The 21,191-nt window shown below is 42.5% G+C and carries 27 protein-coding genes; 22 read left to right on the plus strand and 5 right to left on the minus strand.

Annotated elements, in window-relative coordinates; genetic code table 11:
• Positions 1 to 50: 50 nt before the first annotated feature.
• Positions 51 to 1,769, minus strand: coding sequence for a sensor histidine kinase (locus ACR42H_RS02700; protein ID WP_436374634.1), 1,719 nt, complete (start codon positions 1,767 to 1,769; stop codon positions 51 to 53).
• Positions 1,756 to 2,472, minus strand: coding sequence for a response regulator transcription factor (locus ACR42H_RS02705; protein WP_113884277.1), 717 nt, complete (start codon positions 2,470 to 2,472; stop codon positions 1,756 to 1,758). Before ACR42H_RS02705 ends, ACR42H_RS02700 begins: the two co-directional genes overlap by 14 nt.
• Positions 2,473 to 2,575: 103 nt before the next feature.
• Here ACR42H_RS02705 and ACR42H_RS02710 point away from each other — a divergent pair, with 103 nt between their 5' ends.
• From ACR42H_RS02710 to ACR42H_RS02790, 17 genes are all read left to right on the plus strand, one after another.
• A complete protein-coding gene (locus tag ACR42H_RS02710; RefSeq protein WP_243856241.1) occupies positions 2,576 to 3,313 on the plus strand; it encodes an ABC transporter permease in 738 nt (245 codons plus the stop codon).
• A complete protein-coding gene (locus ACR42H_RS02715) occupies positions 3,313 to 4,218 on the plus strand; it encodes an ATP-binding cassette domain-containing protein (RefSeq protein ID WP_436374635.1) in 906 nt (301 codons plus the stop codon). Before ACR42H_RS02710 ends, ACR42H_RS02715 begins: the two co-directional genes overlap by 1 nt.
• Before the next feature lie 15 nt (positions 4,219 to 4,233).
• Complete coding sequence (locus tag ACR42H_RS02720; RefSeq protein WP_436374636.1) at positions 4,234 to 4,728, plus strand: PH domain-containing protein; 495 nt, start codon at positions 4,234 to 4,236, stop codon at positions 4,726 to 4,728.
• Positions 4,725 to 6,179, plus strand: a complete 1,455-nt coding sequence (locus tag ACR42H_RS02725) for a PH domain-containing protein (RefSeq protein ID WP_436374637.1) — start codon at positions 4,725 to 4,727, stop codon at positions 6,177 to 6,179. The genes ACR42H_RS02720 and ACR42H_RS02725 overlap by 4 nt, the downstream gene beginning before the upstream one ends.
• A 321-nt stretch (positions 6,180 to 6,500) precedes the next feature.
• Positions 6,501 to 7,028 (plus strand): RNA polymerase sigma factor, encoded by a 528-nt coding sequence (locus ACR42H_RS02730; protein WP_436374638.1) that lies wholly within the window; start codon positions 6,501 to 6,503, stop codon positions 7,026 to 7,028.
• A gap of 117 nt (positions 7,029 to 7,145) precedes the next feature.
• Complete coding sequence (locus ACR42H_RS02735) at positions 7,146 to 7,814, plus strand: response regulator transcription factor (RefSeq protein ID WP_436374639.1); 669 nt, start codon at positions 7,146 to 7,148, stop codon at positions 7,812 to 7,814.
• Entirely contained in the window at positions 7,811 to 9,172 is a 1,362-nt protein-coding gene (locus ACR42H_RS02740) for a sensor histidine kinase (RefSeq protein WP_436374640.1), read from the plus strand. The genes ACR42H_RS02735 and ACR42H_RS02740 overlap by 4 nt, the downstream gene beginning before the upstream one ends.
• A gap of 285 nt (positions 9,173 to 9,457) precedes the next feature.
• Complete coding sequence (locus tag ACR42H_RS02745; protein ID WP_436376817.1) at positions 9,458 to 10,330, plus strand: DUF1259 domain-containing protein; 873 nt, start codon at positions 9,458 to 9,460, stop codon at positions 10,328 to 10,330.
• A gap of 265 nt (positions 10,331 to 10,595) precedes the next feature.
• The gene (locus ACR42H_RS02750; RefSeq protein ID WP_113884270.1) at positions 10,596 to 11,507 is read left to right on the plus strand and encodes an ABC transporter ATP-binding protein; all 912 of its coding nucleotides are present in this window, start codon (positions 10,596 to 10,598) and stop codon (positions 11,505 to 11,507) included.
• The gene (locus ACR42H_RS02755; RefSeq protein ID WP_436374641.1) at positions 11,504 to 12,214 is read left to right on the plus strand and encodes an ABC transporter permease; all 711 of its coding nucleotides are present in this window, start codon (positions 11,504 to 11,506) and stop codon (positions 12,212 to 12,214) included. Before ACR42H_RS02750 ends, ACR42H_RS02755 begins: the two co-directional genes overlap by 4 nt.
• Entirely contained in the window at positions 12,215 to 12,946 is a 732-nt protein-coding gene (locus ACR42H_RS02760; RefSeq protein ID WP_436374642.1) for an ABC transporter permease, read from the plus strand.
• A 123-nt stretch (positions 12,947 to 13,069) separates the two neighbouring features.
• Positions 13,070 to 13,735 carry a Yip1 family protein gene (locus ACR42H_RS02765; RefSeq protein WP_436374643.1) on the plus strand — a complete coding sequence of 222 codons (666 nt, stop codon included), beginning with the start codon at positions 13,070 to 13,072 and terminating at the stop codon, positions 13,733 to 13,735.
• Entirely contained in the window at positions 13,736 to 14,854 is a 1,119-nt protein-coding gene (locus ACR42H_RS02770; protein WP_113884266.1) for an efflux RND transporter periplasmic adaptor subunit, read from the plus strand.
• Positions 14,851 to 15,543, plus strand: a complete 693-nt coding sequence (locus ACR42H_RS02775; protein WP_436374644.1) for an ABC transporter ATP-binding protein — start codon at positions 14,851 to 14,853, stop codon at positions 15,541 to 15,543. The genes ACR42H_RS02770 and ACR42H_RS02775 overlap by 4 nt, the downstream gene beginning before the upstream one ends.
• Positions 15,540 to 16,733, plus strand: coding sequence for an ABC transporter permease (locus ACR42H_RS02780; RefSeq protein WP_113884264.1), 1,194 nt, complete (start codon positions 15,540 to 15,542; stop codon positions 16,731 to 16,733). The genes ACR42H_RS02775 and ACR42H_RS02780 overlap by 4 nt, the downstream gene beginning before the upstream one ends.
• A gap of 411 nt (positions 16,734 to 17,144) precedes the next feature.
• The gene (locus ACR42H_RS02785; RefSeq protein ID WP_436374645.1) at positions 17,145 to 17,663 is read left to right on the plus strand and encodes a GNAT family N-acetyltransferase; all 519 of its coding nucleotides are present in this window, start codon (positions 17,145 to 17,147) and stop codon (positions 17,661 to 17,663) included.
• Positions 17,664 to 17,721: 58 nt separating this feature from the next.
• Positions 17,722 to 17,877 (plus strand): DUF1540 domain-containing protein, encoded by a 156-nt coding sequence (locus tag ACR42H_RS02790; RefSeq protein ID WP_009335488.1) that lies wholly within the window; start codon positions 17,722 to 17,724, stop codon positions 17,875 to 17,877.
• A 74-nt stretch (positions 17,878 to 17,951) separates the two neighbouring features.
• Here ACR42H_RS02790 and ACR42H_RS02795 read toward each other — a convergent pair whose 3' ends face one another.
• Positions 17,952 to 18,221, minus strand: a complete 270-nt coding sequence (locus tag ACR42H_RS02795) for a hypothetical protein (RefSeq protein WP_113884262.1) — start codon at positions 18,219 to 18,221, stop codon at positions 17,952 to 17,954.
• A 253-nt stretch (positions 18,222 to 18,474) separates the two neighbouring features.
• Between ACR42H_RS02795 and ACR42H_RS02800 the strand changes: the two genes are divergently transcribed.
• The 5 genes from ACR42H_RS02800 (at position 18,475) to ACR42H_RS02820 (ending at position 20,072) form a co-directional block, all read left to right on the plus strand.
• A complete protein-coding gene (locus tag ACR42H_RS02800; protein ID WP_113884261.1) occupies positions 18,475 to 18,927 on the plus strand; it encodes a GNAT family N-acetyltransferase in 453 nt (150 codons plus the stop codon).
• 22 nt (positions 18,928 to 18,949) lie between these two features.
• Positions 18,950 to 19,117, plus strand: a complete 168-nt coding sequence (locus ACR42H_RS02805; RefSeq protein WP_166672539.1) for a hypothetical protein — start codon at positions 18,950 to 18,952, stop codon at positions 19,115 to 19,117.
• A gap of 15 nt (positions 19,118 to 19,132) precedes the next feature.
• The gene (locus ACR42H_RS02810) at positions 19,133 to 19,285 is read left to right on the plus strand and encodes a hypothetical protein (protein WP_436374646.1); all 153 of its coding nucleotides are present in this window, start codon (positions 19,133 to 19,135) and stop codon (positions 19,283 to 19,285) included.
• Between the two features lie 84 nt (positions 19,286 to 19,369).
• Positions 19,370 to 19,510, plus strand: coding sequence for a hypothetical protein (locus tag ACR42H_RS02815; protein ID WP_166672537.1), 141 nt, complete (start codon positions 19,370 to 19,372; stop codon positions 19,508 to 19,510).
• A 193-nt stretch (positions 19,511 to 19,703) separates the two neighbouring features.
• Positions 19,704 to 20,072, plus strand: a complete 369-nt coding sequence (locus tag ACR42H_RS02820) for a hypothetical protein (RefSeq protein WP_436374647.1) — start codon at positions 19,704 to 19,706, stop codon at positions 20,070 to 20,072.
• Between the two features lie 133 nt (positions 20,073 to 20,205).
• On the opposite strand, the gene ACR42H_RS02825 is transcribed toward ACR42H_RS02820, so the two are convergent.
• Entirely contained in the window at positions 20,206 to 20,505 is a 300-nt protein-coding gene (locus ACR42H_RS02825; protein ID WP_436374648.1) for a putative quinol monooxygenase, read from the minus strand.
• A 20-nt stretch (positions 20,506 to 20,525) separates the two neighbouring features.
• On the minus strand, positions 20,526 to 21,161 hold the full coding sequence (locus ACR42H_RS02830) for a nitroreductase family protein (RefSeq protein ID WP_436374649.1): 636 nt from the start codon (positions 21,159 to 21,161) through the stop codon (positions 20,526 to 20,528).
• Between the last annotated feature and the right edge of the window lie 30 nt (positions 21,162 to 21,191).

A 21,191-nucleotide genomic window follows, 5' to 3' on the forward strand; every position in this document is an offset into this window, starting at 1 on the left:
TTGAATTGCAATATACAGCAAAAGAGTGCACTTTGCACTCTTTTGCTGTGTTAATCGACTGGCAGCATAATCCGGATAAGGGTGCCGATTTGCGGCTCGCTTTGAACATTGATGGTACCTCCATGGAGGTGGACAAGCTGTTTGGTGATGGCCATGCCAAGTCCTGATCCGCTTCCGGTTTCTCCTGTATGGGTTCCTCTATAGTAGCGGCTGAAGAGCTTTCCAAGTGTGGCACTGTCCATGCCGATGCCATCATCCTTAATGTTAATGACAATCAGATGTTCTTCTATGGAAGAGAGGCTAACGGAAATGGCTGTGCCTGGCGGGTTATATTTAATCGCGTTGGCTATGATATTATCCAAAATCCGCTGAAACCATTTGGGATCAATGGAAGCCGTAATGGATTCAGGATGCGGAATGAAATGGAATGTTCTGTCCTGATAGACTGGATCATTAATGTAATGAATGATGATTCGGCGAATGAATTCGTTTAAGCCGGTTGGCATTTTGGCAATTGGGAGAGCATTGTTCTTGAGACGGTAGGTTAACGTTAAGTCCTCCAGCAGATCCATCATGTAATCCGACTTTTCAGCCATTATAAGGGCGAACTCCTTTGTTTCCTTTTCGGACCATGTGTAATCATTGGAGGCAAGCATTTGAGCATATCCGGAAATGGAGGATAGCGGAGTTTTTAAATCATGGGAAAGGCCGCTGATCCATTCTTCTCTTGTATTGGCCATTATCCGCTGCTGCTTCTCATTTTGCTGAAGAGTTTCGGTAAGCTGTGTTAAGGTTGCAATCAATTCTTTATAAAGACGGAACTTTCTTTTCAATTTTCCTTTTTTGCTGAGTGTTACCGGCCGGCCATAGACATCTGCAGGCTCCTGATACAGCCCTCTCCCAAGGTTTTGAATCCATTTCATTAATGTCAGCAGAGGAACACCGAATTTGCGCGCATACCAGAGAGTTCCACACAGAAGCAGCAGAAATGCCATGACAAAAATGATAATGAGACTTCTATTTAGACTTTCAAATAAACTTTTTTCCAGAGTCGAAGCCTTATTGTCAGCAGGAATCCCTAACAGGATGGCACTTTCTGTGTTTGGATCAAAGTACACTGCTGGTGTGCTGCCTTCCGTATCCTGCTCTGCGAATAGCTCTTTGACTGAGTATTTGTTTCGCTGATTTTTGGTTCCATACTCATCCACTACAGTACCTGTGGGAGTAATAAGCTGGACCCAGGCATTTTTCCTGGATAGTTCGTTCTCTGCGTTTTCAGAAAGGTTCAGCTTCTGTTGTTTCCAATCCACACGTGGGGATATTTGATTCAGAAGTTTAGTCTCAGCCTTGGCTTTTCCAAAAAGGACAAAATACGGTTTAGTGCGGATCTTCCAATATGTATAATGGGCTTCACTGCTTTCCCCATAAGTAATGGCGGCGATTTCACTTTTCTTTAACTTTTTAGGAGCTTTATCCGGCATATTGAAAGCGCCCAGAACATCTCCGGCTTCATTAATGGCAAGGAGCCATCCATTCTGTTCTTTTGCCAGTCTTTTCAATTCCTCTTTAAAAACAGCCTTCCCGTCTTTAAAGCTAACATGGTCAGATACAAAATAATCTTCAGCTTTGGAGAGATCCTGTTTGGACTCGAAATCCATCATTGAAAAACCAAGAAAAGCCCAAAAAGAAATCAGAATGATAAAAAAGAGCACAAAAACGGTAATCAATTGGACAAAAAATTGAAAGATGAATCGTCTATGGATGTTCATGAAGACTGCCTTCCGGAACAAATTTATAGCCAAGTCCCCTTACTGTAATAATGTGGCAGGGGCTGCTTGGATTGCTTTCAATTTTCTCCCGGAGCTTTCGGATGTGCACCATGACCGTGTTGTCCTCCCCGAATCCTTCTTCTCCCCATACATGCTCATAAAGCTGGCTTTTGCTGAAAAGCTGATTGGGATGTTTGCTTAAGAACAGGAGAAGCTGGTAGACTTGCGCTGGCAGGTCTATCCTTTTTCCAGAAACAGTAACTTCCCCTGCTGAAGTATTGATTTTAATTCTTCCAAAATCATAGATTGTCTGTACGGGAACAGGCTGACTTCCTTTATGGCGGCGCAAGTGTGCTTTAATTCGAGCAGCCACTTCAAGCGGATTAAAAGGCTTGGTAATATAATCATCTGCTCCTAGGGCAAATCCTGAAAGTTTATCAAGGTCGGTGGATCGTGCAGTAAGAAAGAAGATGGGAGCATCAGTCGTTTCTCTTATTAAAGGGCAAATATCAAAACCGCTGCGGTCAGGGAGCATCACATCCAATAGAATGAGATCATAGGTATTGGCCCGGCAGAGTTCTAATGCTTGTGCAGCAGTAGAGGCGGTATCGATATTTCTAAATTGTTCACGCTGTAAAATCGTGCATAGCATGTGCAAAATGGCTTGTTCGTCATCAACAAGCAGTAATCTTGAATCTTGCATGGTTATTCTCCTAATCTAGTTTGTTCAAACCTATCATATCACTCTATTTCCAAAAATATAGGAATTAAGGAAAAATTAAGGCGGTATTTCGGAGTGGGTAAGATTGACGGTATATACTTTAATCAGAATCACGATGAAGGGAGCATGGAAAATGTTTGTGATGTGCAAGAGAGAGTTTATAAGTCTTTTTAAAGGGATTAAATCCATTATTATGATTGCCATATTATTTGCAGTATCGTACTATGCAGCGAAGTTTTCCAGTGTACTATCATCTGGAGTGGAACTGACGGCAGGTGAGGCTGAGGATATCCATACGATCGGTCTTTTAAGTGTCATTTTGCTGCTTGGACAATTATTTGTGTTCGGTTTGTCCCACGACACAATAAACAGAGAAATCCATGAGCGTACAATGAGGTTTCTGGTGACAAGGGCATCACGCTCTACTATATTATTCGGTAAATTTCTTGGAATATGGTTTTTCTGGCTGTTCTGCATTGTAGTGTCTTTTTTGCTGATCAGTATTTTTTCCAAGAAGTTTGATCTGTTTATTTTTTCCCAGACGATGAGTCTGGTGACTTACCAGGCAGCTTTAGCTGTCCTATTGTCCGTGCTTATCCCTAGACCTGGATATACCATGTTTTTAGGAAACATTCTGGGGTTGATGCTTCCTGCTTTTGGATTTTGGGCTGCTTTTTCTCCAAATGGCTGGGTGAACTGGATGAAATACTTTATTCCTTTTTACTATTTGGAGCGGGATGATTTTACTTTCTTAGTCATACTGGGATTGGCAGGTATGATGCTGCTGGCTGCATATGCTGTCTTTAGAAGGAGGGAATGCTGATGAATGCCATCGAAGCGAAACAGCTCTCAAAAGCCTATGGTGCCCATCAGGTGGTCATGGGAATGGATTTAGCCGTAAGAAAAGGCGAGATATTTGGGTTTCTTGGACGTAACGGTGCAGGTAAATCCACCTTTATTAATATGCTGACAGGCATCATTTCCTCAAGCAGCGGAACGTACTCACTTCTTGGGGTTGAGGGTCCTGATAGCAAAGTGTTGAAAAGAGTAGGGGTTATGCCGGATTATTCATCTCTCTATGGGTCATGGACCGCTCTGGATCATTTGCGCTTTTTCTCAGAGCTATCGGGTGCCAGGGCTTCAAAAGAGAAATGTCTGGAGGTCCTGAGAAATGTTGATCTTTTGTCACATGCCAATAAGAAAGCAGGCAAGTTCTCCTTTGGCATGAAAAAGAAACTGGGGATTGCTCAGGCTATTATTCATGATCCGGAACTGATTTTTCTTGACGAGCCTACATCGGGAATGGATGCGGAATCTGTTATTCTCATTCACCGCCTCATTAAAGAGCTTCAAAAACAGGGGAAGACGGTTTTTATGACATCGCATAATCTGGATGAAGTGGAGAAAATTTGCTCAAGAATTGCCATTATGCGGGATGGAATTATTGATAACATTGGAACGATGGAAGAGTTACGGGCCTTTTACCGGTCAACCATAACAGTCAAAATAAAACACTCCACCGTGCCAAAGCAGGAGCAAGCTAAGCTGAAGCAATGGCTTGAGTCAGCTGGCAGCCTGCTTGAACACGGGGATGCTTATACAGTGATCACAATCAGCGATGAGAATAAGATTGCTGAAATGATAAGGGCTTTCACACAATGCAAGACGGATGTTCTGCGGGTGGAAGTTGAAGAGCCATCCCTCGAAGAAATCTTTTTAAATGAATAATAGATAGGAGTTTATATGCATGTAAATTTAAAGGAACCCCGAAACAGGGTATCACGTAACGCCATCCGGGTATGGATCATCAGTGAGGCGATCCAAAATATCATCGGATTTGCGGTTCTCGGAGTGTTGTTTTATCTGGATGATCGATTTTCTTGGAAGGAATGGATCGGGTGGATCCTGATCATTTTATTGGCTATATCGATACCGGCGGCAATTTGGTCTTTCATATCGCCTTACATTCAGTACAAAAGCTGGCGTTACGATGTGGATGAAGAATATGTCCAGCTGAAGTCAGGCGTGTGGCAGGAAAAGCATCTGCTGATTCCCATGACCAAAATACAATCGGTTGAGACCGTGCAGGGTCCCATTATGAGGAAATACGGCCTATATTCCGTAAGCATGGGGACGATGGGTTCCTCTCATGTAATCCCTGCATTGCCAAAAGAGGAGGCTGTTTCATTAAGAAATAAGATAGCCAAACTTGCCAAAGTAAAGGAAGAGGACGAATGAAGCAAGCCAGAAGATATCATCCGCTTCTTATATTGTTTGGACTCATTCAATTACTAAGAAATTCAGCCTTTATTGCCCTCTTTTTATTTGTGATGAAAGCGGGCTCCCAATCTTTTTTGATTGTATGGGGACAGAAGCTTTTTCTTCCTTTTATATCTTTGGCTGCTTTGTATGTTCTCATAGATTGGCTATCAAATAAGTATGAAGTGGACGATGCTCATATCCATTTATCCAAGGGAATCCTTGTCCGCTCCAAGAGAACTGTACCATTTACTAAAGTCCAAAATATCCAGAGACATACGTCTCTGCTTCACCGGCTATTTGGATTCACATCTCTTATCTTTGAAACAGGAATGGATGGAAGTGAGTCTTCAATAGAGTTTAAGGTAATTTCCTTAAAAGAAGCGAACTGGCTGGAAGAGGCGGTTTCTGCGAAAACGAAAGCGGAAGTGCCGGAAGTGAGTGAAAAAATACTGCATTTTTCTCCCGGAAAAGAAGATCTTATAAAAGCGGCCTTTACATCCCTAAGCTTTCTTGTACTGCTGTCTTTAGTAGTTTCTATTTATACAAAGATATCTGATTTTATTGATCTGGAAGAAAGAGGAATAGGATTTTTGAAGGGATTTCTGGATTCCTGGCAGGTGCAGGCTGCTGCAATCATCTTTTTTCTGATTATATCTGTATTGGCAGGTTTCTTGCGGACCTTTATCAAGTATGGTAAATATGAAATATTTTCTGATGAGACCCGCATTTATATCCGCAAGGGATTCTTAGAAGAGACCTCCTTTTCTATCTCAAAAGATCGAGTACAGGCAATAGAGATCAAGCAGAATATGATGAAACGTTTGACCGGGGCAGCTGAAGTGAAACTGGTGACAGCAGGTGATGTTTCAGAAGGAGATGAAAAGGAAGGCGTAAATTCGCTATTTCCTTTTCTGCCTGTTGATCGGGCTTATAAGATAGCGGAGGAGATATTGCCGGCTTATGAAATTTTACAGAAGATGCACCCGCTTCCGAAAAAGGCCCTATGGGCAAGCTTATTAAAGCCAAGCTGGTTATGGATCCTATCAACAGCCGCCCTGGTTTATTTCAAGCCTGAATTCCTGGGTATTGAAGAAACCTGGCTGGCAGGGTCTATCCTTCTCTTTTCCTTAATTGTCTTTGTACGAGTCGCTGGGTATACAAATGCCCGATATTTGATCAATGGCCCTTTTATTCAATTCAAAACCGGCATTGTTGGCACGCGGTTATTTATCTCTAAAAGAAGTAAGATTATTGAGGCAGAAGTAACGGCAACACGGTGGCAAAAGCTGTTTGGGCTTGCCTCCATACAGACAGTGAATCGAGGTAAGCCTGTACAGCATGCCAGTGTGGAGAATGTGCCGGCAGATGTGGCTTCTTCTTTCTATTCCTGGTATAAGAGCCGTACGGATGAAGTACAAATAAAATAGGGTTTCTTCCATAAAATTGAAACTTTAAAGATTACCTTTCGTATAAACAAGTACAAGATAATCATAGAGGTTTTCTTTTTCATCAGAACTGTCCAATAACTGAGCAAGAAGAATGTTTTATAAAGCCAGCCCGCGTCATTGGTGAAGTTCTCGGCCATCTTAAGGAATATATCGGGGAAGGGTTCTTTGAGTACAAAACTAAGATAACTGTGATGAAACGGCGTTCTTGAGGTAAAGGGTGTGCCGAAAGCTGCGTTATTATAGTGTGAGGCTCTCTGACTCTGAATTTTACATAGAAATAGAATAGTAGGATTGATAAGGATGAATCAATTAAGCGACAGTGACTTTTACCTAAAGTACAGAAAAAAGGTGTATCATATCGCGCTTTCTTATTTCAAGGACAGATTTATGGCAGAAGATGTTTCCCATGAAGTCATGATTAAGTGCTTTGAAAAGCGGAGCGGCTTCAAAGGAACCAGTACGCTGGATACATGGGTCTATTGCGTGGCGAAAAATTATTGCATCGATAAAATTCGTAATATGAAAGGAGATTGCTCATATTTAAGCGAAAAGGCAGGTTTGCTTACAAATGAAGAAGCAGCAACTCCTGAAGCAGCGCTGATCCGAAACGTTGAATATGAGGACTTGCAGAGAAAGGTGGCCATGCTGCCTGAAAAATATAAGGTATTGCTCATTTTATACTACTTTGAACATCTATCATTAAAAGAAATTCAGCTTCGTTTAAAGATGAACATCTCAACGGTAAAAATCCGGATTTACAGAGCAAAGCAAATGTTAAAGAAAATGTATCAGGCTGAAGGTCCGCGCTTCCGTCGATATGAGTTTTGACAAATTTGACGTGTGTAACAAGCACGTCCGTTTTTTTGTATTAGGATAGGCTCGAGACAGGAGAAGTTCCAAATTGTGTTAATATAAAATCACGAATAATGATAAAGGGTGGAGAAAATGGTTCGCATCTTATACATAGAAGATGAAGGCGATATTGGCAGCTGGCTAAAAAATGATTTAGGGGAAAGAGGTTATGAGGTGATCTGGCTGCAGTCTGGAGAAGGTATGGAAAATTATCTTTCTGATGCCGATATTGCCATTTTGGATGTGATGCTTCCGGGGCTTGATGGATTTTCGCTTGGCAAGCGGATTAAGAAAGTAAAGAATGACATGCCAGTACTAATGCTTTCGGCAAGAACAGCAGTGGAGGATAAGCTGGAGGGCCTGAGCTTCGCTGATGATTATCTGACAAAGCCTTTCCAGCCGGATGAGCTTGCTGCGAGGATTGAAGTGCTGTTAAGGCGATTTCAAAAGAATGATCAGGTGCTGGAGCTTCACCACATACAGGTACATACAAAGGATTTGCGGATTATCGATCGGGAAGCAGGTGGTGAAATTCAATTGACAGGCAAGCAGTATCAGCTGTTTCAGTACTTCATTCGCCATCTGAATCAGATACTGACAAAAGAGCAGCTTTATGAAGGCGTCTGGGGAGAACAATATATGGAGGGCGACAAAACCCTTATGGTTCATATCCGCTATCTTCGTGAAAAACTCGAGAGGAACCCTTCGCGTCCTGAAATCATTGAGACCATCCGCGGAATCGGCTACAGGGTAAAGATATGAAAAGGTTTTTCCGATCGCTGCAGGCAAAGTATATGGCGATTATTCTGGTTGCCTTATTTCTGTTCCAGGCAGCTTATTTACTTGTGGCCATGCTGGTTATGGGCCTCCAAGAGGATATTTCAGGAGAAAAAAACAAGAATGAATCCGATCCCAATCATATTGAAGAAAAATGGCATGCGGATGCAGCAGAACTGGAGAATTCCTCAAGTGAAACCATTCAGAGGCTTTTTTCGAAATGGAAAAAGGATTATCCTGATGCCTCGATGTTTTGGGTGGATGAAAAGGGAAATGTACTGGAGCAGCTGGATGTGAAGGGTGATCTGCCAGCTAATTGGACTCCTGCCTTTACAGCGAAGTTTATAAAGGAACGGTATGGCGGGGATCCTTTTACAGTTATAAGTTTTATTGGCGGGGATGAAAAGAATGGTTTTATTGTTCTTGAAATACCGAGGGATTTATTTCTTCCGCCGATCGTGGAGGTAACAGAGAAATATGGACTTCTCCTAGGAGCGGGCCTGCTTTTGATCATTTCCCTGTTTATCATCGTCTCTTTTTTATTTTTCCGTGGCATCCGCAAAAGGCTGCTTCATCTGCAGGAGGCGATGGAAAGACGGGATATGGATAATCTTCCGATCGGCATTGATGTGAAAAAGAATGATGAAATCGGCCAGCTGGAACAGACCTTTAATGAGATGATCATAGAGCTTAAGGAAAGCAAGCAACGCGAGCAGGAGGAAGAACAGCTTCGGAGGGAGCTTATCGCCAACTTGTCCCATGACCTGCGGACGCCTTTGACGAAAATCAATGCGCAAACATACTCGATTGCAAAGGAAAATCTGTCTCCAGAAGGAAAACAGGCGGTCAAAGCGCTGGAAACTTCGATTGTCAATATTGATAGACTGATTGAGAACTTAATGAGCTACACGCTTTTGATGGCAAGCAAACATAAACAGGAGCTGATCGAGCTGGATGCTGTCCGGTTTGTTCGTGAAAGTATGGCATCATGGTATCCGGTTTTTGAGAAAGAAAGTTTTGAAGTGATCATCGAGTTAGAGCCATTTGAAGAGAAATGGCAGGCAGACCCGGTGTGGCTGAGCCGTATTTTTGATAACATCCTGCAAAATGTGCTGCGGCATGCGAAGGATGGGCTTTACCTTGAAGTGGCGACTGAATCCACCTATGAGTATGATGAGATTATTTTTATCGATCATGGGAAGGGGCTGAATAACAGTTCCGGTGAAAAAGGAGCCGGAATTGGCTTATCCATTATCGATTTAATGGTAAAGGGGATGAAGCTGGATTGGGAGATGGAATCTGGTGTTGACGGTACAGCGATAAGAATCAGGAGAATTAAATGAAGGCGATTAGGTGTAGACATTAAGAATAATTATGATGCCATTTAGTAAATTTATTAAGTGAATTAATAGGGAGTCACTCAAGCTGGGAATGGCATCTTATTTATTAAAACTTAAAACATATAGGGGGTTAGCTAAACAAAATTACTATGAAAGGATTTTGTTAACCAACTGTATTAGAAAAATAATGTACTTTTGTTCATGAATAATGGTCATGCTCGGGATTTACAATCCAGAATACTATATCTAGAAATATAATGTTCAGGAGATGATTTGCAATTGGATAACATGGACAACACACAGCCAGACGATCTTTGCCAGGAATTTGCCGAAATTCTGGGATCAATTCCATCTGTCATAAATGGAGTTTGTACTGCGACTAATTCCCGTACAAATATACACCCGGTTGTATTAGGCCGGAGAGCTGAATCCTTTATGTTTGTTCCTCAGGCTTATTCATTTGAAAATTTCGATCGGGACGGCCGGGCATTATGTCTTGGTGAGACAGTCCTCCTGCAGGAGGAAGTTAACCCATTTATGACCAGCTTGCGTGAAGATGGAATCATTGTCACTGCCCTTCATAATCACTGGCTTTTTGAAAACCCAAGGTTAATGTATATGCATTTTGAATCTATTGATGAACCTTTAGCTTTTGCCAGAAAAGTAAGAAATGCACTAGACTTATTAACTACCCGCAATGTTGGAAGATCCGGCAGGGTACAAAGATCATCAAATAGACGAGGAGAAGAACTTTGTGAAGAGTTCAACAGAATTTTGGAAGGCAGCATGAATACATTTGAAAATGGGGTTTGCCTTGTAATGAAATCCCGTACAAATATTAGGCCACGCGTTCTTGGCAGGAGGGGAAATTCCTTTTTATTGATTCCTCAAATGTTTGCATTCGAGTCATTGACAGCAGACGGCCGGGCTCTTTGCAGTGGAGAAACGGTGATCCTGCAAGAAGAGATAAACCCATTCATCAGTGAGCTTCGTAAACATGACATTATTGTGACAGCTTTTCATAATCATTGGCTCTTTGATGACCCAAGGCTGATGTATATGCATTTTGAAAAAGTGGAAAAACCAATTCGCTTTGCCAATGATGTACGAGATGCTTTGGAAGTGCTGACTGAAAAAACGATATCATCAAAAAGTAAATAAAGTAGTCACTTTTTTTCTTATACTAAGGGATCTTCCAGCTGAAGATCCTTTTTTAAATATTCCTTACTATAATTAATAGCTCTTATGATTGAAGCCTGGGCGCCAGACATCTCGGACAAGTGAAACCGCCATCTGAAATTTCGAACAAAGCGGTGAAGTATAAGTTTCAAAATACATAAGCGGGTAGATATTTAAACAAATTTTAAACTTTCCTCTACCTTTGTTTTAACCTTGACTGGCTAAGATGGAAAGTGAGGTGAGAGGAATGGAGTATATCGTAAGAACGGAAAATTTATCGAAGCATTTTGGTAAGGAGAAAGCTGTGTCAGGTCTGGAAATGAAAATACCCAAAGGGGAAATCTACGGATTTCTGGGTCCGAATGGTGCGGGGAAAACGACAACTATCCGGATGCTTTTGGGGCTGATGAAGCCTGATTCCGGCAGGATTGAAATTTTTCAAAAAGATTTAAAGAAAGAAAGACTAAATATATTAGGACGGGTAGGTTCGCTTGTAGAATCACCGTCATATTACCCCCATTTAACGGCAAAAGAAAATCTGGAAGCAATGAGAAAGATACTGGGTGTGCCGAAGCAGAGAATCGCTGAAGTGCTGGAGATTGTCCGGCTTACAGATGCTTGTGATAAAAAAGTAAAGGGTTTCTCACTTGGCATGAAGCAGCGGCTTGGAATTGCTGCTTCGCTGCTGAATAACCCGGAATTGCTAATTCTGGATGAGCCGACAAACGGATTAGATCCTTCAGGTATTATTGAAATTCGCAATTTAATTAAAAGCTTGCCATCGGAATGCGGGATGACCGTGTTAATTTCCAGTCATTTGCTTTCAGAGATTGATCAGATGGCGACAACAGTGGGTATTGTCACGAAAGGGAAAATGATTTTTCAGGATTCTATTGAGGCGATGCGCATGTTTTCACAGCAATCTGTTTTATTAAAGGTCAGCGAGAGCGACAAAGCCTGGCGCTCCCTGCTGGGAAGAGGAATGAAGGCTGGTTTGGATAGTGGCATCATTTCGCTGCCGCAGCAATCGGATGAGCAAGTGGCTGAGGCTGTACGCGGACTTGTAGCAGATGGATTTTCCGTTTACCGGGTGGAAGAAGAAAAGCGATCATTGGAAGACATTTTCCTTCAGATGACGAGGGAGGAGCAGGCCGGATGATGGGAAAATTGCTGGCAGCTGAATTTATGAAGATTAAGCGCAAAGGAATCTGGTTCCTGACCGTATTGGGTCCAATTGGGGTAGTAGCCATGCAGATGGTCAATTACGGGGTGCGCAAGGATTATTTGTTCGGGCAGAATGATGACCGGTGGGGGTATTATTTGGATAATATCCATTCGTTCACACCGCTGGCGATTGTGCTGGGCATCGTAATTCTGACGTCATTTATGTCAAGCATTGAAAATGAAACGAACGCCTGGAAACAGCTGATTGCATTGCCAGTTTCAAAGATGAGCGTGTATTTATCGAAGTTCACGGTGCTGTCGATTCTGCTTCTGACTTCTTCTGTGCTTTTGATGCTGTTCACGATGGCTTTTGGATTTTTTCTGGATTTGGGCGGGGAGATTCCGTATACGGGTCTGCTGAAATACAGCTTTTATCCTTTTTTTGCAGCTTTGCCAGTTTTGGCGCTGCAGCTTTGGATAGCGACTGTGAGTGTAAACCAGGGTGTGCCAATCACTCTGGGGATTCTGGGTGTGATTCTGACCTATGCTGGTTTTACTTTGCCGGATTGGCTGATTTGGAAATGGCCGCTGCTGCTGAATGAGTGGAATGAACCGCTCATCAACGTCCTGCTTGGAATTGGAGCCGGCGTTTTATTATACACAGCCGGCATGATTGATTTTGCGAGAAGGGATGTGAAATAGATGCTGTCTATTTTGAAGTCAGAGTGGTTTAAACTGCGTAAATCAAAGATCTTCGGCATTCTTTTAGTGGGACCGCTGATTGGGCTGGGTGCCGGGATTGGGGCAGATACAGCCGAAACGGCGGGAGCGATGAATGAATGGTACATGCTTTTGATTTATATGAATTTGCCTTATTCGGTCCTCTTTTTGCCGTTAGTCACAGGGGTTCTGGCAAGCCTTGTCTGCCGGTATGAGCATCAGGCCGGGGGCTGGAAGCAGGTTTTGGCGCTGCCTGTCACAAGGGGCAAAGTGTTTGCAGCTAAGTATGTATTGATTCTGCTATTGGTTTTGTTTATCCAGTTATTATATTTAGCTGCCATTTTTGGAGCAGGATTGTATAAAGGTGTGGCCGATCCGTTTCCGGCAGCGATTATCTGGAAAAGCATATTGGGAGGCTGGGTGGCGACTTTCCCATTAGTCGCCCTGCAGCTGTGGATGTCCGTCTGGTTCAAAAGCTTTGCGGCACCTTTTGCGGTCAACGTCGTTTTTACGCTGCCATCCATTCTGGCGATGAATTCCGAGAAAGTGGGCCCCTATTATCCGTGGGCACAGCCGTTTGCAATGATGTATCCAGCGACAGATACTGGCGATATATTCTTTATCCCTTGGGAACAGCTTCTGACTGTTATCGGCGGATTCTTTTTATTGTTTTATCTTGGCGGCTATTTTTATTTTCAGCGGAAGGCTGTGTAGACAGGATACCAGGGGAGAGACCCTGGTATTTTTAATGGGTAAATTGTAATTTTTTGAAACTTTTTCTATATTATTCCGTAAAGCTATAGTGGAATCATTTTTAATAGAATAGGAGTGTTCTTTATGGAACAAGAAGTAAAAACGAGCAAAGAGAAACCGAGTTTGCTGGGAATGGTTTGGAGTCCGGGGGAGCAGTTTGACCGCATTCGCCGGAACCCTAAGATTGGGGTTCCGCTGATTCTAATCAGTATTCTGTATGCTGTTGGAATGTTCCTGATGGCCATGTCAATGGATGCTTCTTACCTTGGGCTTGATGGCATGAGTGAGGCCGAAGCAGAGATGGTCATGATGTTTTCTAGGGTGGGTGTGGCAATAACAGGAATTTTCACACCTGTAGTGATTGCCCTCATTTCCGGTGGTATTTATATGATTTTCATAAGAATTGCTGGATCAGATGCAACGTTCAAACAGATATTTTCCATGAATATTTATATTCTTGTTATTGGCGGGATCGGCCTTTTGGTCAATATGGCATTAAGAGCAGCTATTGGGGGAAATCCGGAAATATTTATTACTAGTTTAGCAGGATTGATGAACAGCGAGAAACCAGGGGTCCTGGGTTCTATCGAGTTATTCAGCATCTGGCAGTCTGTTGTAACAGCTATTGGCCTTCATCGGGTTGGAGGATTATCAAAAGGCTGGGCTTGGGGCATTGCGATTGCCTTCTTCATCATCGGCATTGTCTTCACTTTAATCAGCAATACCCTTTCTGGAATGACTGGTGTCTAAATGAAAAAGAAAGTTTGGATAGCGATCGGAGTTGCGGCTGTGTTTTTGCTGCTGGCTGGCGTTAGCGTCTACAGGCAGGCGTTTGCGAAAGGGCCTGAAGTAAAAACCGCCCATCCGGTTCAGGAAGAAATTAAAGAGCAGATCATGATTCCGGGAATGGCAGAGCTGGTGAATGAGCAGAAAATATATGCATCTCCTGAAAAGGGAGAAATAAAGGAGTTCCTGGTGGAAGAAGGGGATTCTGTTAAAAAAGGAGAAGTGCTGGCCAAATTTGATGACCAGGCATTGGAGCTTGAATTGGAAAAGGTCAAACTTCAGGCTGAATCAGGCTATATAAAAATCAGCCAGCTGGAAAAAGAGGAAGTCCAGCTGGGGGATAAGGTAAAAGAGCTGCGCAAACAGGCTGGTGAAAAGGAAGCGGAAAAACAGATACAGCCTGAAAGGGATCAGTTGAAACTGGAAAAGCGATTGGCGAATCTTGAATTAAGCCAGGTGCTTCTGCAGAAGAAAGATGTTGAAAAACGACTTGGAGAATTAGAGGTAAAAAGCACAATGGATGGATTGGTGCTTCAGGTAAACAAGGCAGCCTCCTCTGATCCGGCTTCGGCAGGAAAACCTGTCATTTATGTTGGAGATTTAAAAGCGATCGGCGCATCAGGCTTACTTTCAGAATTCGATTCATTAAAAGTGAAAGAGGGGCAAAAGGTGACTCTCCGGTCCGATGCGATTCCTGAAAAGGAATGGAAAGGCGAAGTCAGCGAAGTAGCCGATATGCCAGAAGAGAATCAGGGAGTGAACCCTGCCGAAAATAGTGCGCCACAGTATCGGATGGAGGTAACGGTGAAGGAAATGTCCCTGAAACCAGGGTTTCAGCTCATAATGGAAATTGAAACGGATAAGAAGAAGGCACTGACTGTTCCGGCAAACTCGGTTATAACCGGAGACAGCAGCGTATTTGTATTCGTGGTCAGGGATCAGAAAAGCTATAAACAGGAAGTGGAGACAGGTGTGGCTTCCGGGAATAAAATTGAGATAGCAAGCGGCCTCACTGAGAAGGATTTGATTATTACTAATCCATCAGATCAGCTGAAAGACGGCATGGAAGTGGATGCGAAATGATTGAACTCAAAGGCATAACCAAGTCCTATCAGGCGGGGAAAGAAAGCATTGAAGTTTTAAAAGGGATTAATCTGAGCATTGAACAAGGTGATTCTGTGGCGATTATGGGGCCATCCGGATCTGGAAAATCGACGCTTATGAATATTATTGGATGCCTCGATTTGCCGACAGAAGGAATATATGAACTGGATGGTGAGAACATATCCCATTACTCGGAAGCGGAGCTGGCAAAGGTCAGAAATCAATCGATTGGGTTTGTGTTTCAGCAGTTTCACCTGCTTCCGAGACTGACGGCTATTCAAAATGCAGAGCTTCCGATGATTTACAGCGGCCTTGCAAAAAAGGAACGATTGGAAAGGGCGGAAGCCGCGCTGGTCAAAGTGGGTCTTGCTGATCGGATGGAGCACCTGCCAAATGCCCTATCAGGAGGTCAGAAGCAGCGGGTTGCCATCGCCAGAGCGATTGTGAACGAACCGAAGATCATATTGGCGGATGAACCGACAGGTGCTCTTGATACGAAAACAAGCGCCTCCATTATGGAACTGTTCAGTGAGCTGAACCATGAAGGGGCAACGATTGTAATGGTTACACATGAACCTGAGGTTGCAGAGTATGCCCATCACACGATTATGGTGAGGGATGGGCTGATTGTGTCCGCAGAACCTTCCCGCAGGGGGGCGCCTACATGAGTTTTTTAGAAAATATCAAAATGGCACTTAGTTCATTGAAGGCGCATAAAATGAGATCGATTTTAACGATGGTTGGGATCATTATTGGTGTTGGGGCTGTTATTATTGTAGTCGCAATCGGCCAGGGCGGAGAAGCGATGCTGAAGACGCAGCTGACAGGTCCAGGTAATACAGTGGAGTTGTTTTATCAGCCTTCTGACGAGGAAATTCAGGCAAACCCAAACATATTTAATGAAGCTCCTTTTGATGGGGAGGATATCAAAGCACTGGAGCAGATTCCAGAGATTAAAAGAGTAGTTGCTTCAAGCTCACAGTTTTCACAGTCTTCGTTTGGAGAACAGACGGCAGAAACATCCACAACAGGAGTCGGTCCAGCCTATTTTGAGCTGAACAATGTTGACCTGGAGAAAGGGAGATCCTTTACGGCTGCAGATTTCCTTGGCGGACGCAGGGTGGGGCTTGTCAGCTATTCCATGCAGGAGGAGCTATTTAATGGCAAGTCGCCGGTTGGCGAAGTGATCCGGATTGGGAACCAGCCGATAGAGATCATTGGCGTCATGGAAAAGCCGACAGGGCTCTTTTCATTCGGTGTTCTGGAGATTTATGTGCCTACTAAAACATGGCAGACTATTTATGGGAAGAGTGACTTTACCCAGGTGACGCTTCAGGCAGAATCCGCTGATCAGCTTCAGACGGCCGGAAAGAAGGCTGCCAGCTTACTTAACAAGATGCATAATACAGAAGAATCTTATATGGTCATCAACATGGAAGAAATGGCAGAAGGAATCGGCCAGATTACAAAGGTCATGACTCTAATCATCGGCAGTATCGCCGGTATCTCGCTATTTGTCGGCGGAATTGGTGTCATGAACATCATGCTCGTATCTGTAACAGAAAGAACGAGGGAAATCGGAATCCGTAAAGCACTCGGAGCGACCAGGGGGCAAATCATGGGCCAGTTTTTAATCGAATCTGTCACGCTGACCTTAATTGGAGGAGTACTGGGAATCCTGCTCGGCTGGGGTACGGCATCCCTGATTTCATTCTTTGCCGGATGGCCATCGCTCATTTCCTGGCAGGTCGTTGCAGGAGCCCTTTTCTTCTCGATGGCGATCGGCATCATCTTCGGACTGCTGCCGGCCAATAAAGCTTCGAGGCTGAGTCCGATTGAATCTTTGCGGTATGAGTGATTATTTCTTCGGCAGAGGATAGTCTTTTGTTTGAGTCGAACATAAAGATTCAATTAAATATTATTTTGTTATGTTTTTATTAAGCGCGAACCCGATCCGGGACAAGGGATACCAGTTTTTTCGGGGATATCTGTTTGGAAAACCTGCGCCAATTGCTGAAAAAGATAGAAAAGTTCTGCCCCAGTGATGAATTTTGCAGGAAAGGACCACTTTTCTTCGGAATAAAGATGCATCGGAATAATTTGTGTGCGGTTAGCTGAGAAATATGTGCGCATAAGATTTTTTATGTGCGGATAGACGTACTTTATGTGCGGATAAAAAAAATTATGTGCGATCAGCCTTTTTATAAAGGAAATTTGACTGAAATCAACGAACATACATGGGATGAAACAGCTGAATAGGGGTTAAGAAATGGAGCTTAAAACAGAGAGACTTATAATCCGTAAGTTCAAATCAGAAGACTGGCAGGCAGTTTATGAGTACACATCAAATCCAGAAGTAATGAAATACATTCCAGAAGGTACTTTTACAAAAGAAGCAGCTAAAGAGTTTATCCGTGAGAATACCGAAAAAGCAAAGCATTTCCCGGTTCTTTTGAAAAATGAAGATGTGCTGATTGGCCATGTCGCTTTCTTTAAGTATTTCGGCGATCATACCTATGAAATTGGCTGGGTGTTTAATCCGAAGTTTTATAATAAAGGCTATGCATCAGAAGCGGCATATGCAGCGCTGAAATATGGCTTTGAAGAACTTGGGCTTCACCGGATTATTGCAACCTGCCAGCCCGAGAATCCGCCTTCTTACCGGGTGATGGAGAAAATCGGCATGAGGCGGGAAGGCTGCTTCAAAAAGTGCATTCCTCATGGCGATGAGTGGTGGGATGAATATTATTATGCGATTTTGAAAGAAGAGTGGAACATAGATAACTGAACAAGCAAGTATATCACCATCCTGTATGGCTAAAATAATAAAACAGGAGGTGATATACATGGCTAAAGATGTTCTTTGTGAAGTAAATAACTGCACTTATTGGGAAAAGGGAAATAAGTGTGGTGCAGAAGCTATTTACGTTGTCAGCCATAAAGGCAAGCAGGCGTCCAACAGCAAAGAGACAGACTGTAAAACGTTTGAACCAGAAGTTTAATCCAAGGGGTAACCGATTTGGTTACCTTCTTTATCTATTATTGATAATAATTATCAGTTTCATTCAAAAAAATTTTATCTTGCTGATTCTTTTGTTTTTCGAAGAGGCGTCAGTTTTTTCATGTTTTTAAAAATTTTATAATGGGCAGTGCCTACTTTTTCTTCTACATAATCCAATGAATAATCACCAGATGGATCAGATAGTTCCCCAATCGCACGTGATAGATTATCAATCACTGTTCTGTATGATTCATTCTTCTTATGGTCTTCCTTTGAATTCATTTCTACCATAATGTCGTGAGCAAGGCTTTGAATTCTCCGTAAACGAATTTGCTTCGCTGGCATATTATCGTATCCTCCCCTTTTTTTGCTGAATCAATATATTATATATGGCCTTTCCATAGAAAAAATAACTGAAATCCCAAGTACGCATTTATTGGAATATTATAGTATAATGAGTGGTATTAATTTTTCTGACAATTTAGTAAAAGGAGGCGTTCATTATGCTAAATAAAACTTTAGTTATTATGGATAAAAATAAGGGGAGAACGCCTAATTAAAATCAGCGTTTCCCCAAAATATGAAAAGGGGAAATTATATGAATACTGGCAATGTGAGAATTGAACAAGTAACAGCAGACAATTGGTATGATTGCTGTTTATTGGAGCTTTCAGAGGAACAAAAAGCCTATATGGAGCCGAATGCTGTTTCCATTGCGCAATCTAAATTTGAAACGGCGCTGAGACCACATGTGATTTACTTGGAGGATAAAGCTGTCGGCTTCTTAATGTTTAATACATGTATAGAAGAATTGGATGCTTACTGGATTTATCGGATTATGGTCGATAAGGCGCACCAAGGAAAGGGAATAGGCAAAAAAGCGACTGATCTGATGATTGCGGAGATGGCGAAACTGCCGAATGCGAAAAAACTTGCAGTAGGGTACCATCCTGAGAATCTTGGGGCACATAAGCTTTATGCAAGTTTGGGGTTTGCAGATCATGGCCACCGTTTTGGGAAGGAAATGGCGGTTGTGAAAGATTTAGGCTAAAGGAAAAGGGGGGAGAAGCAAAATGAAATTGGGATGGGCCCTGTTTATAGGAGGGCTGATTTTGCTAATGTCCGGCATCTTTCTGTCTGCCTATTGGGCAGCCGCCGGCAGTTTCATGGGAATCTTCGGAGGGATGATGATGGGAAGCTCCTCTTTTTTCCTTGCGAAAACAGGGCAGAAGGCAGGTTGAGGGATAATGGAATTTATGATTTATTTATTTGTTTTCTTTATTTTTCTGGCAATCAGTTCAGTAATGAATGTGTTATTCAAAATGACTGAAAAGAAACATTGGGGCATGTCACTGCTCCTAAGCCTGTTGTTAGCTGTCATTGCTATTGCCATTCTGGGGATTAAATAGAGATTGAAACCGGGTATTTTTGGTGTATAAAAATGCTTGGAAAACACAAACTTTAGGTATCCTATTACGAAAAGGTGATGAAAAATGGATAAAGAATATCAATTTGCAAATTTGTCTGACGGAGATCTGCAGCAGGTGCATAATCTGGAAAAACGCTTAAGTGAGGAAAAGGGAGAAGAAGTTATTCTCATTGCTTATCATGATCATAAAGAGAACAATAAATAAAAAGATTAGAAATCCCCATATTTGCTTTGATATAATGATTAAATCAGTGTTAGAGATATTGGTAAGGTTTTTACTGGCCAAAAATATATGTCGAAAGATACGTCTGCCATCTGAAATTTAGTTTTAATTTCGGAGGGGAAATTATGTATAAGAGGACAGGCTGCCTCAAAATGCAAAAGAAGGCATATTATTTTTGGTGATTATTTCTGTTATTTCGGTAAACACGATTGCACCGATTATTGTGGGAATGGAACGCGGCTTCAGTAAAGAAAACTATTTCGAAACCTTAAAGATTATTCCGTTTATGTGGGTAATCGTGGTTTTGCTTGTAAGGTTAGTGGCGGGACCGTTAGCTGGCAGAATGATGCCAAGGTTTGCAGGGCAAACGGACGGATTTAATGCCCGGATTTTATTGGATACTTTATTGAATGTGACCATTCTTTCCATTTTTTTAACCATAATAGGCACCTGGGTTGGGTCGAAAAAAATAAGCCTGGAGCCGTTTCAAAACTTTTTCCATTGCTGTTCCGGAATTTTGGTGCTGCATTCTGGATTGAGCTAGTGATTGCCCAGCCTATTGCAAGATTTGCAATGAAAAGAATTCATGCCAGACAAACCAGCCAGGAAGAGATTGTAAATTAGATCGTTAAAAAACGCTTGGGATTATAATATCTCAAGCGTTTTTTGTATTTAATTTACTTTTTATCTGCAGGCTGTGCGTTAAATAACTTCACCTGAGGAGGTGCAGTAAAATATTGAGGCGCTTTCGCTGTAAATGAGGTAAAATGTTCCGTCTGGTTGTGAAACTTTACAGCGTCCATATCACTCCATAATTCCACCATCGTATAGGAACCCTCTTTTTCTGTATCTTTTAAAAGGTCATAAGAGATATTGCCTTCTTCTGCTCTGGAGGCATTGATAAGCGGACGGATTTCGTCAAGAAAGTTAGTTTCTTTATCAGTTTGTATTTGGAAGCCAGCATGAATAATGATCATGTTTGATTCTCCTTTATGAGTTATTTCCACTCCGTGATATCTTCAACAGGCAGGCGGACAGATTGATAGCCCTGATCAGCGGCTTTGCCGATTGAGATAAGCATGACAGGGTAGTAGCGTTCCTTGTCCAGCTGGAATGCTTCAGCAATGCGGTCTTTTTCATAGCCTCCAATTGGATTTGTATCATAACCATGGGCACGTGCTGCAAGCATTAGCTGCATGGATACAAGACCAGCATCGATCAGGTTCATTTCTTTCTTTTGTTCGAATGTCATGGTTTCCACTAAGCCTTTGATGGATGGCACCTGCTTGTCTCTTACATCAGCGGGCATGTATCCTTTTTCAACAGCTGTATCATAAATTTTTTCAATGAAAGCTTCACTCTTCATATCAACAAAGACGGCAATGACAGCTGATGATGTCTCTACTTGCCTTTGGTTGAATTTTGCAAGCGGCGCCAGTGTTTCTTTGCCTTCTTTTGAATCGATCACTACAAAGCGCCATGGCTGCAGGTTAACGGATGAAGGAGCCAAAGTCGCTTCTTCCAGGATTTCTGTCATTTCTTCTCTGCTTATTTTGACCATTGGGTCATAATTACGGATGGAACGGCGTCCTGTGATGATTTCCCTAAAGTCGTTGATAACGGTTTTATTCATGATGAACTCTCCTTTATTTTTTTTTGGATG

Origin of the sequence: Cytobacillus sp. BC1816, assembly GCF_051353635.1 — a bacterium.
Lineage (GTDB): Bacteria > Bacillota > Bacilli > Bacillales > Cytobacillaceae > Cytobacillus > Cytobacillus oceanisediminis_C.

Coding starts and splice junctions, on each gene's coding strand:
- ACR42H_RS02765 (WP_436374643.1), top strand. CDS start 13,070: ATGGAACAAGAAGTAAAAACGAGCAAAGAGAAACCGAGTTTGCTGGGA.
- ACR42H_RS02755 (WP_436374641.1), top strand. CDS start 11,504: ATGATGGGAAAATTGCTGGCAGCTGAATTTATGAAGATTAAGCGCAAA.
- ACR42H_RS02745 (WP_436376817.1), top strand. CDS start 9,458: ATGGACAACACACAGCCAGACGATCTTTGCCAGGAATTTGCCGAAATT.
- ACR42H_RS02730 (WP_436374638.1), top strand. CDS start 6,501: ATGAATCAATTAAGCGACAGTGACTTTTACCTAAAGTACAGAAAAAAG.
- ACR42H_RS02750 (WP_113884270.1), top strand. CDS start 10,596: ATGGAGTATATCGTAAGAACGGAAAATTTATCGAAGCATTTTGGTAAG.
- ACR42H_RS02825 (WP_436374648.1), bottom strand. CDS start 20,505: ATGATCATTATTCATGCTGGCTTCCAAATACAAACTGATAAAGAAACT.
- ACR42H_RS02760 (WP_436374642.1), top strand. CDS start 12,215: ATGCTGTCTATTTTGAAGTCAGAGTGGTTTAAACTGCGTAAATCAAAG.
- ACR42H_RS02800 (WP_113884261.1), top strand. CDS start 18,475: ATGAATACTGGCAATGTGAGAATTGAACAAGTAACAGCAGACAATTGG.
- ACR42H_RS02815 (WP_166672537.1), top strand. CDS start 19,370: ATGGATAAAGAATATCAATTTGCAAATTTGTCTGACGGAGATCTGCAG.
- ACR42H_RS02790 (WP_009335488.1), top strand. CDS start 17,722: ATGGCTAAAGATGTTCTTTGTGAAGTAAATAACTGCACTTATTGGGAA.
- ACR42H_RS02740 (WP_436374640.1), top strand. CDS start 7,811: ATGAAAAGGTTTTTCCGATCGCTGCAGGCAAAGTATATGGCGATTATT.
- ACR42H_RS02775 (WP_436374644.1), top strand. CDS start 14,851: ATGATTGAACTCAAAGGCATAACCAAGTCCTATCAGGCGGGGAAAGAA.
- ACR42H_RS02770 (WP_113884266.1), top strand. CDS start 13,736: ATGAAAAAGAAAGTTTGGATAGCGATCGGAGTTGCGGCTGTGTTTTTG.
- ACR42H_RS02735 (WP_436374639.1), top strand. CDS start 7,146: ATGGTTCGCATCTTATACATAGAAGATGAAGGCGATATTGGCAGCTGG.
- ACR42H_RS02785 (WP_436374645.1), top strand. CDS start 17,145: ATGGAGCTTAAAACAGAGAGACTTATAATCCGTAAGTTCAAATCAGAA.
- ACR42H_RS02810 (WP_436374646.1), top strand. CDS start 19,133: ATGATTTATTTATTTGTTTTCTTTATTTTTCTGGCAATCAGTTCAGTA.
- ACR42H_RS02715 (WP_436374635.1), top strand. CDS start 3,313: ATGAATGCCATCGAAGCGAAACAGCTCTCAAAAGCCTATGGTGCCCAT.
- ACR42H_RS02780 (WP_113884264.1), top strand. CDS start 15,540: ATGAGTTTTTTAGAAAATATCAAAATGGCACTTAGTTCATTGAAGGCG.
- ACR42H_RS02705 (WP_113884277.1), bottom strand. CDS start 2,472: ATGCAAGATTCAAGATTACTGCTTGTTGATGACGAACAAGCCATTTTG.
- ACR42H_RS02795 (WP_113884262.1), bottom strand. CDS start 18,221: ATGCCAGCGAAGCAAATTCGTTTACGGAGAATTCAAAGCCTTGCTCAC.
- ACR42H_RS02720 (WP_436374636.1), top strand. CDS start 4,234: ATGCATGTAAATTTAAAGGAACCCCGAAACAGGGTATCACGTAACGCC.
- ACR42H_RS02830 (WP_436374649.1), bottom strand. CDS start 21,161: ATGAATAAAACCGTTATCAACGACTTTAGGGAAATCATCACAGGACGC.
- ACR42H_RS02725 (WP_436374637.1), top strand. CDS start 4,725: ATGAAGCAAGCCAGAAGATATCATCCGCTTCTTATATTGTTTGGACTC.
- ACR42H_RS02700 (WP_436374634.1), bottom strand. CDS start 1,769: ATGAACATCCATAGACGATTCATCTTTCAATTTTTTGTCCAATTGATT.
- ACR42H_RS02805 (WP_166672539.1), top strand. CDS start 18,950: ATGAAATTGGGATGGGCCCTGTTTATAGGAGGGCTGATTTTGCTAATG.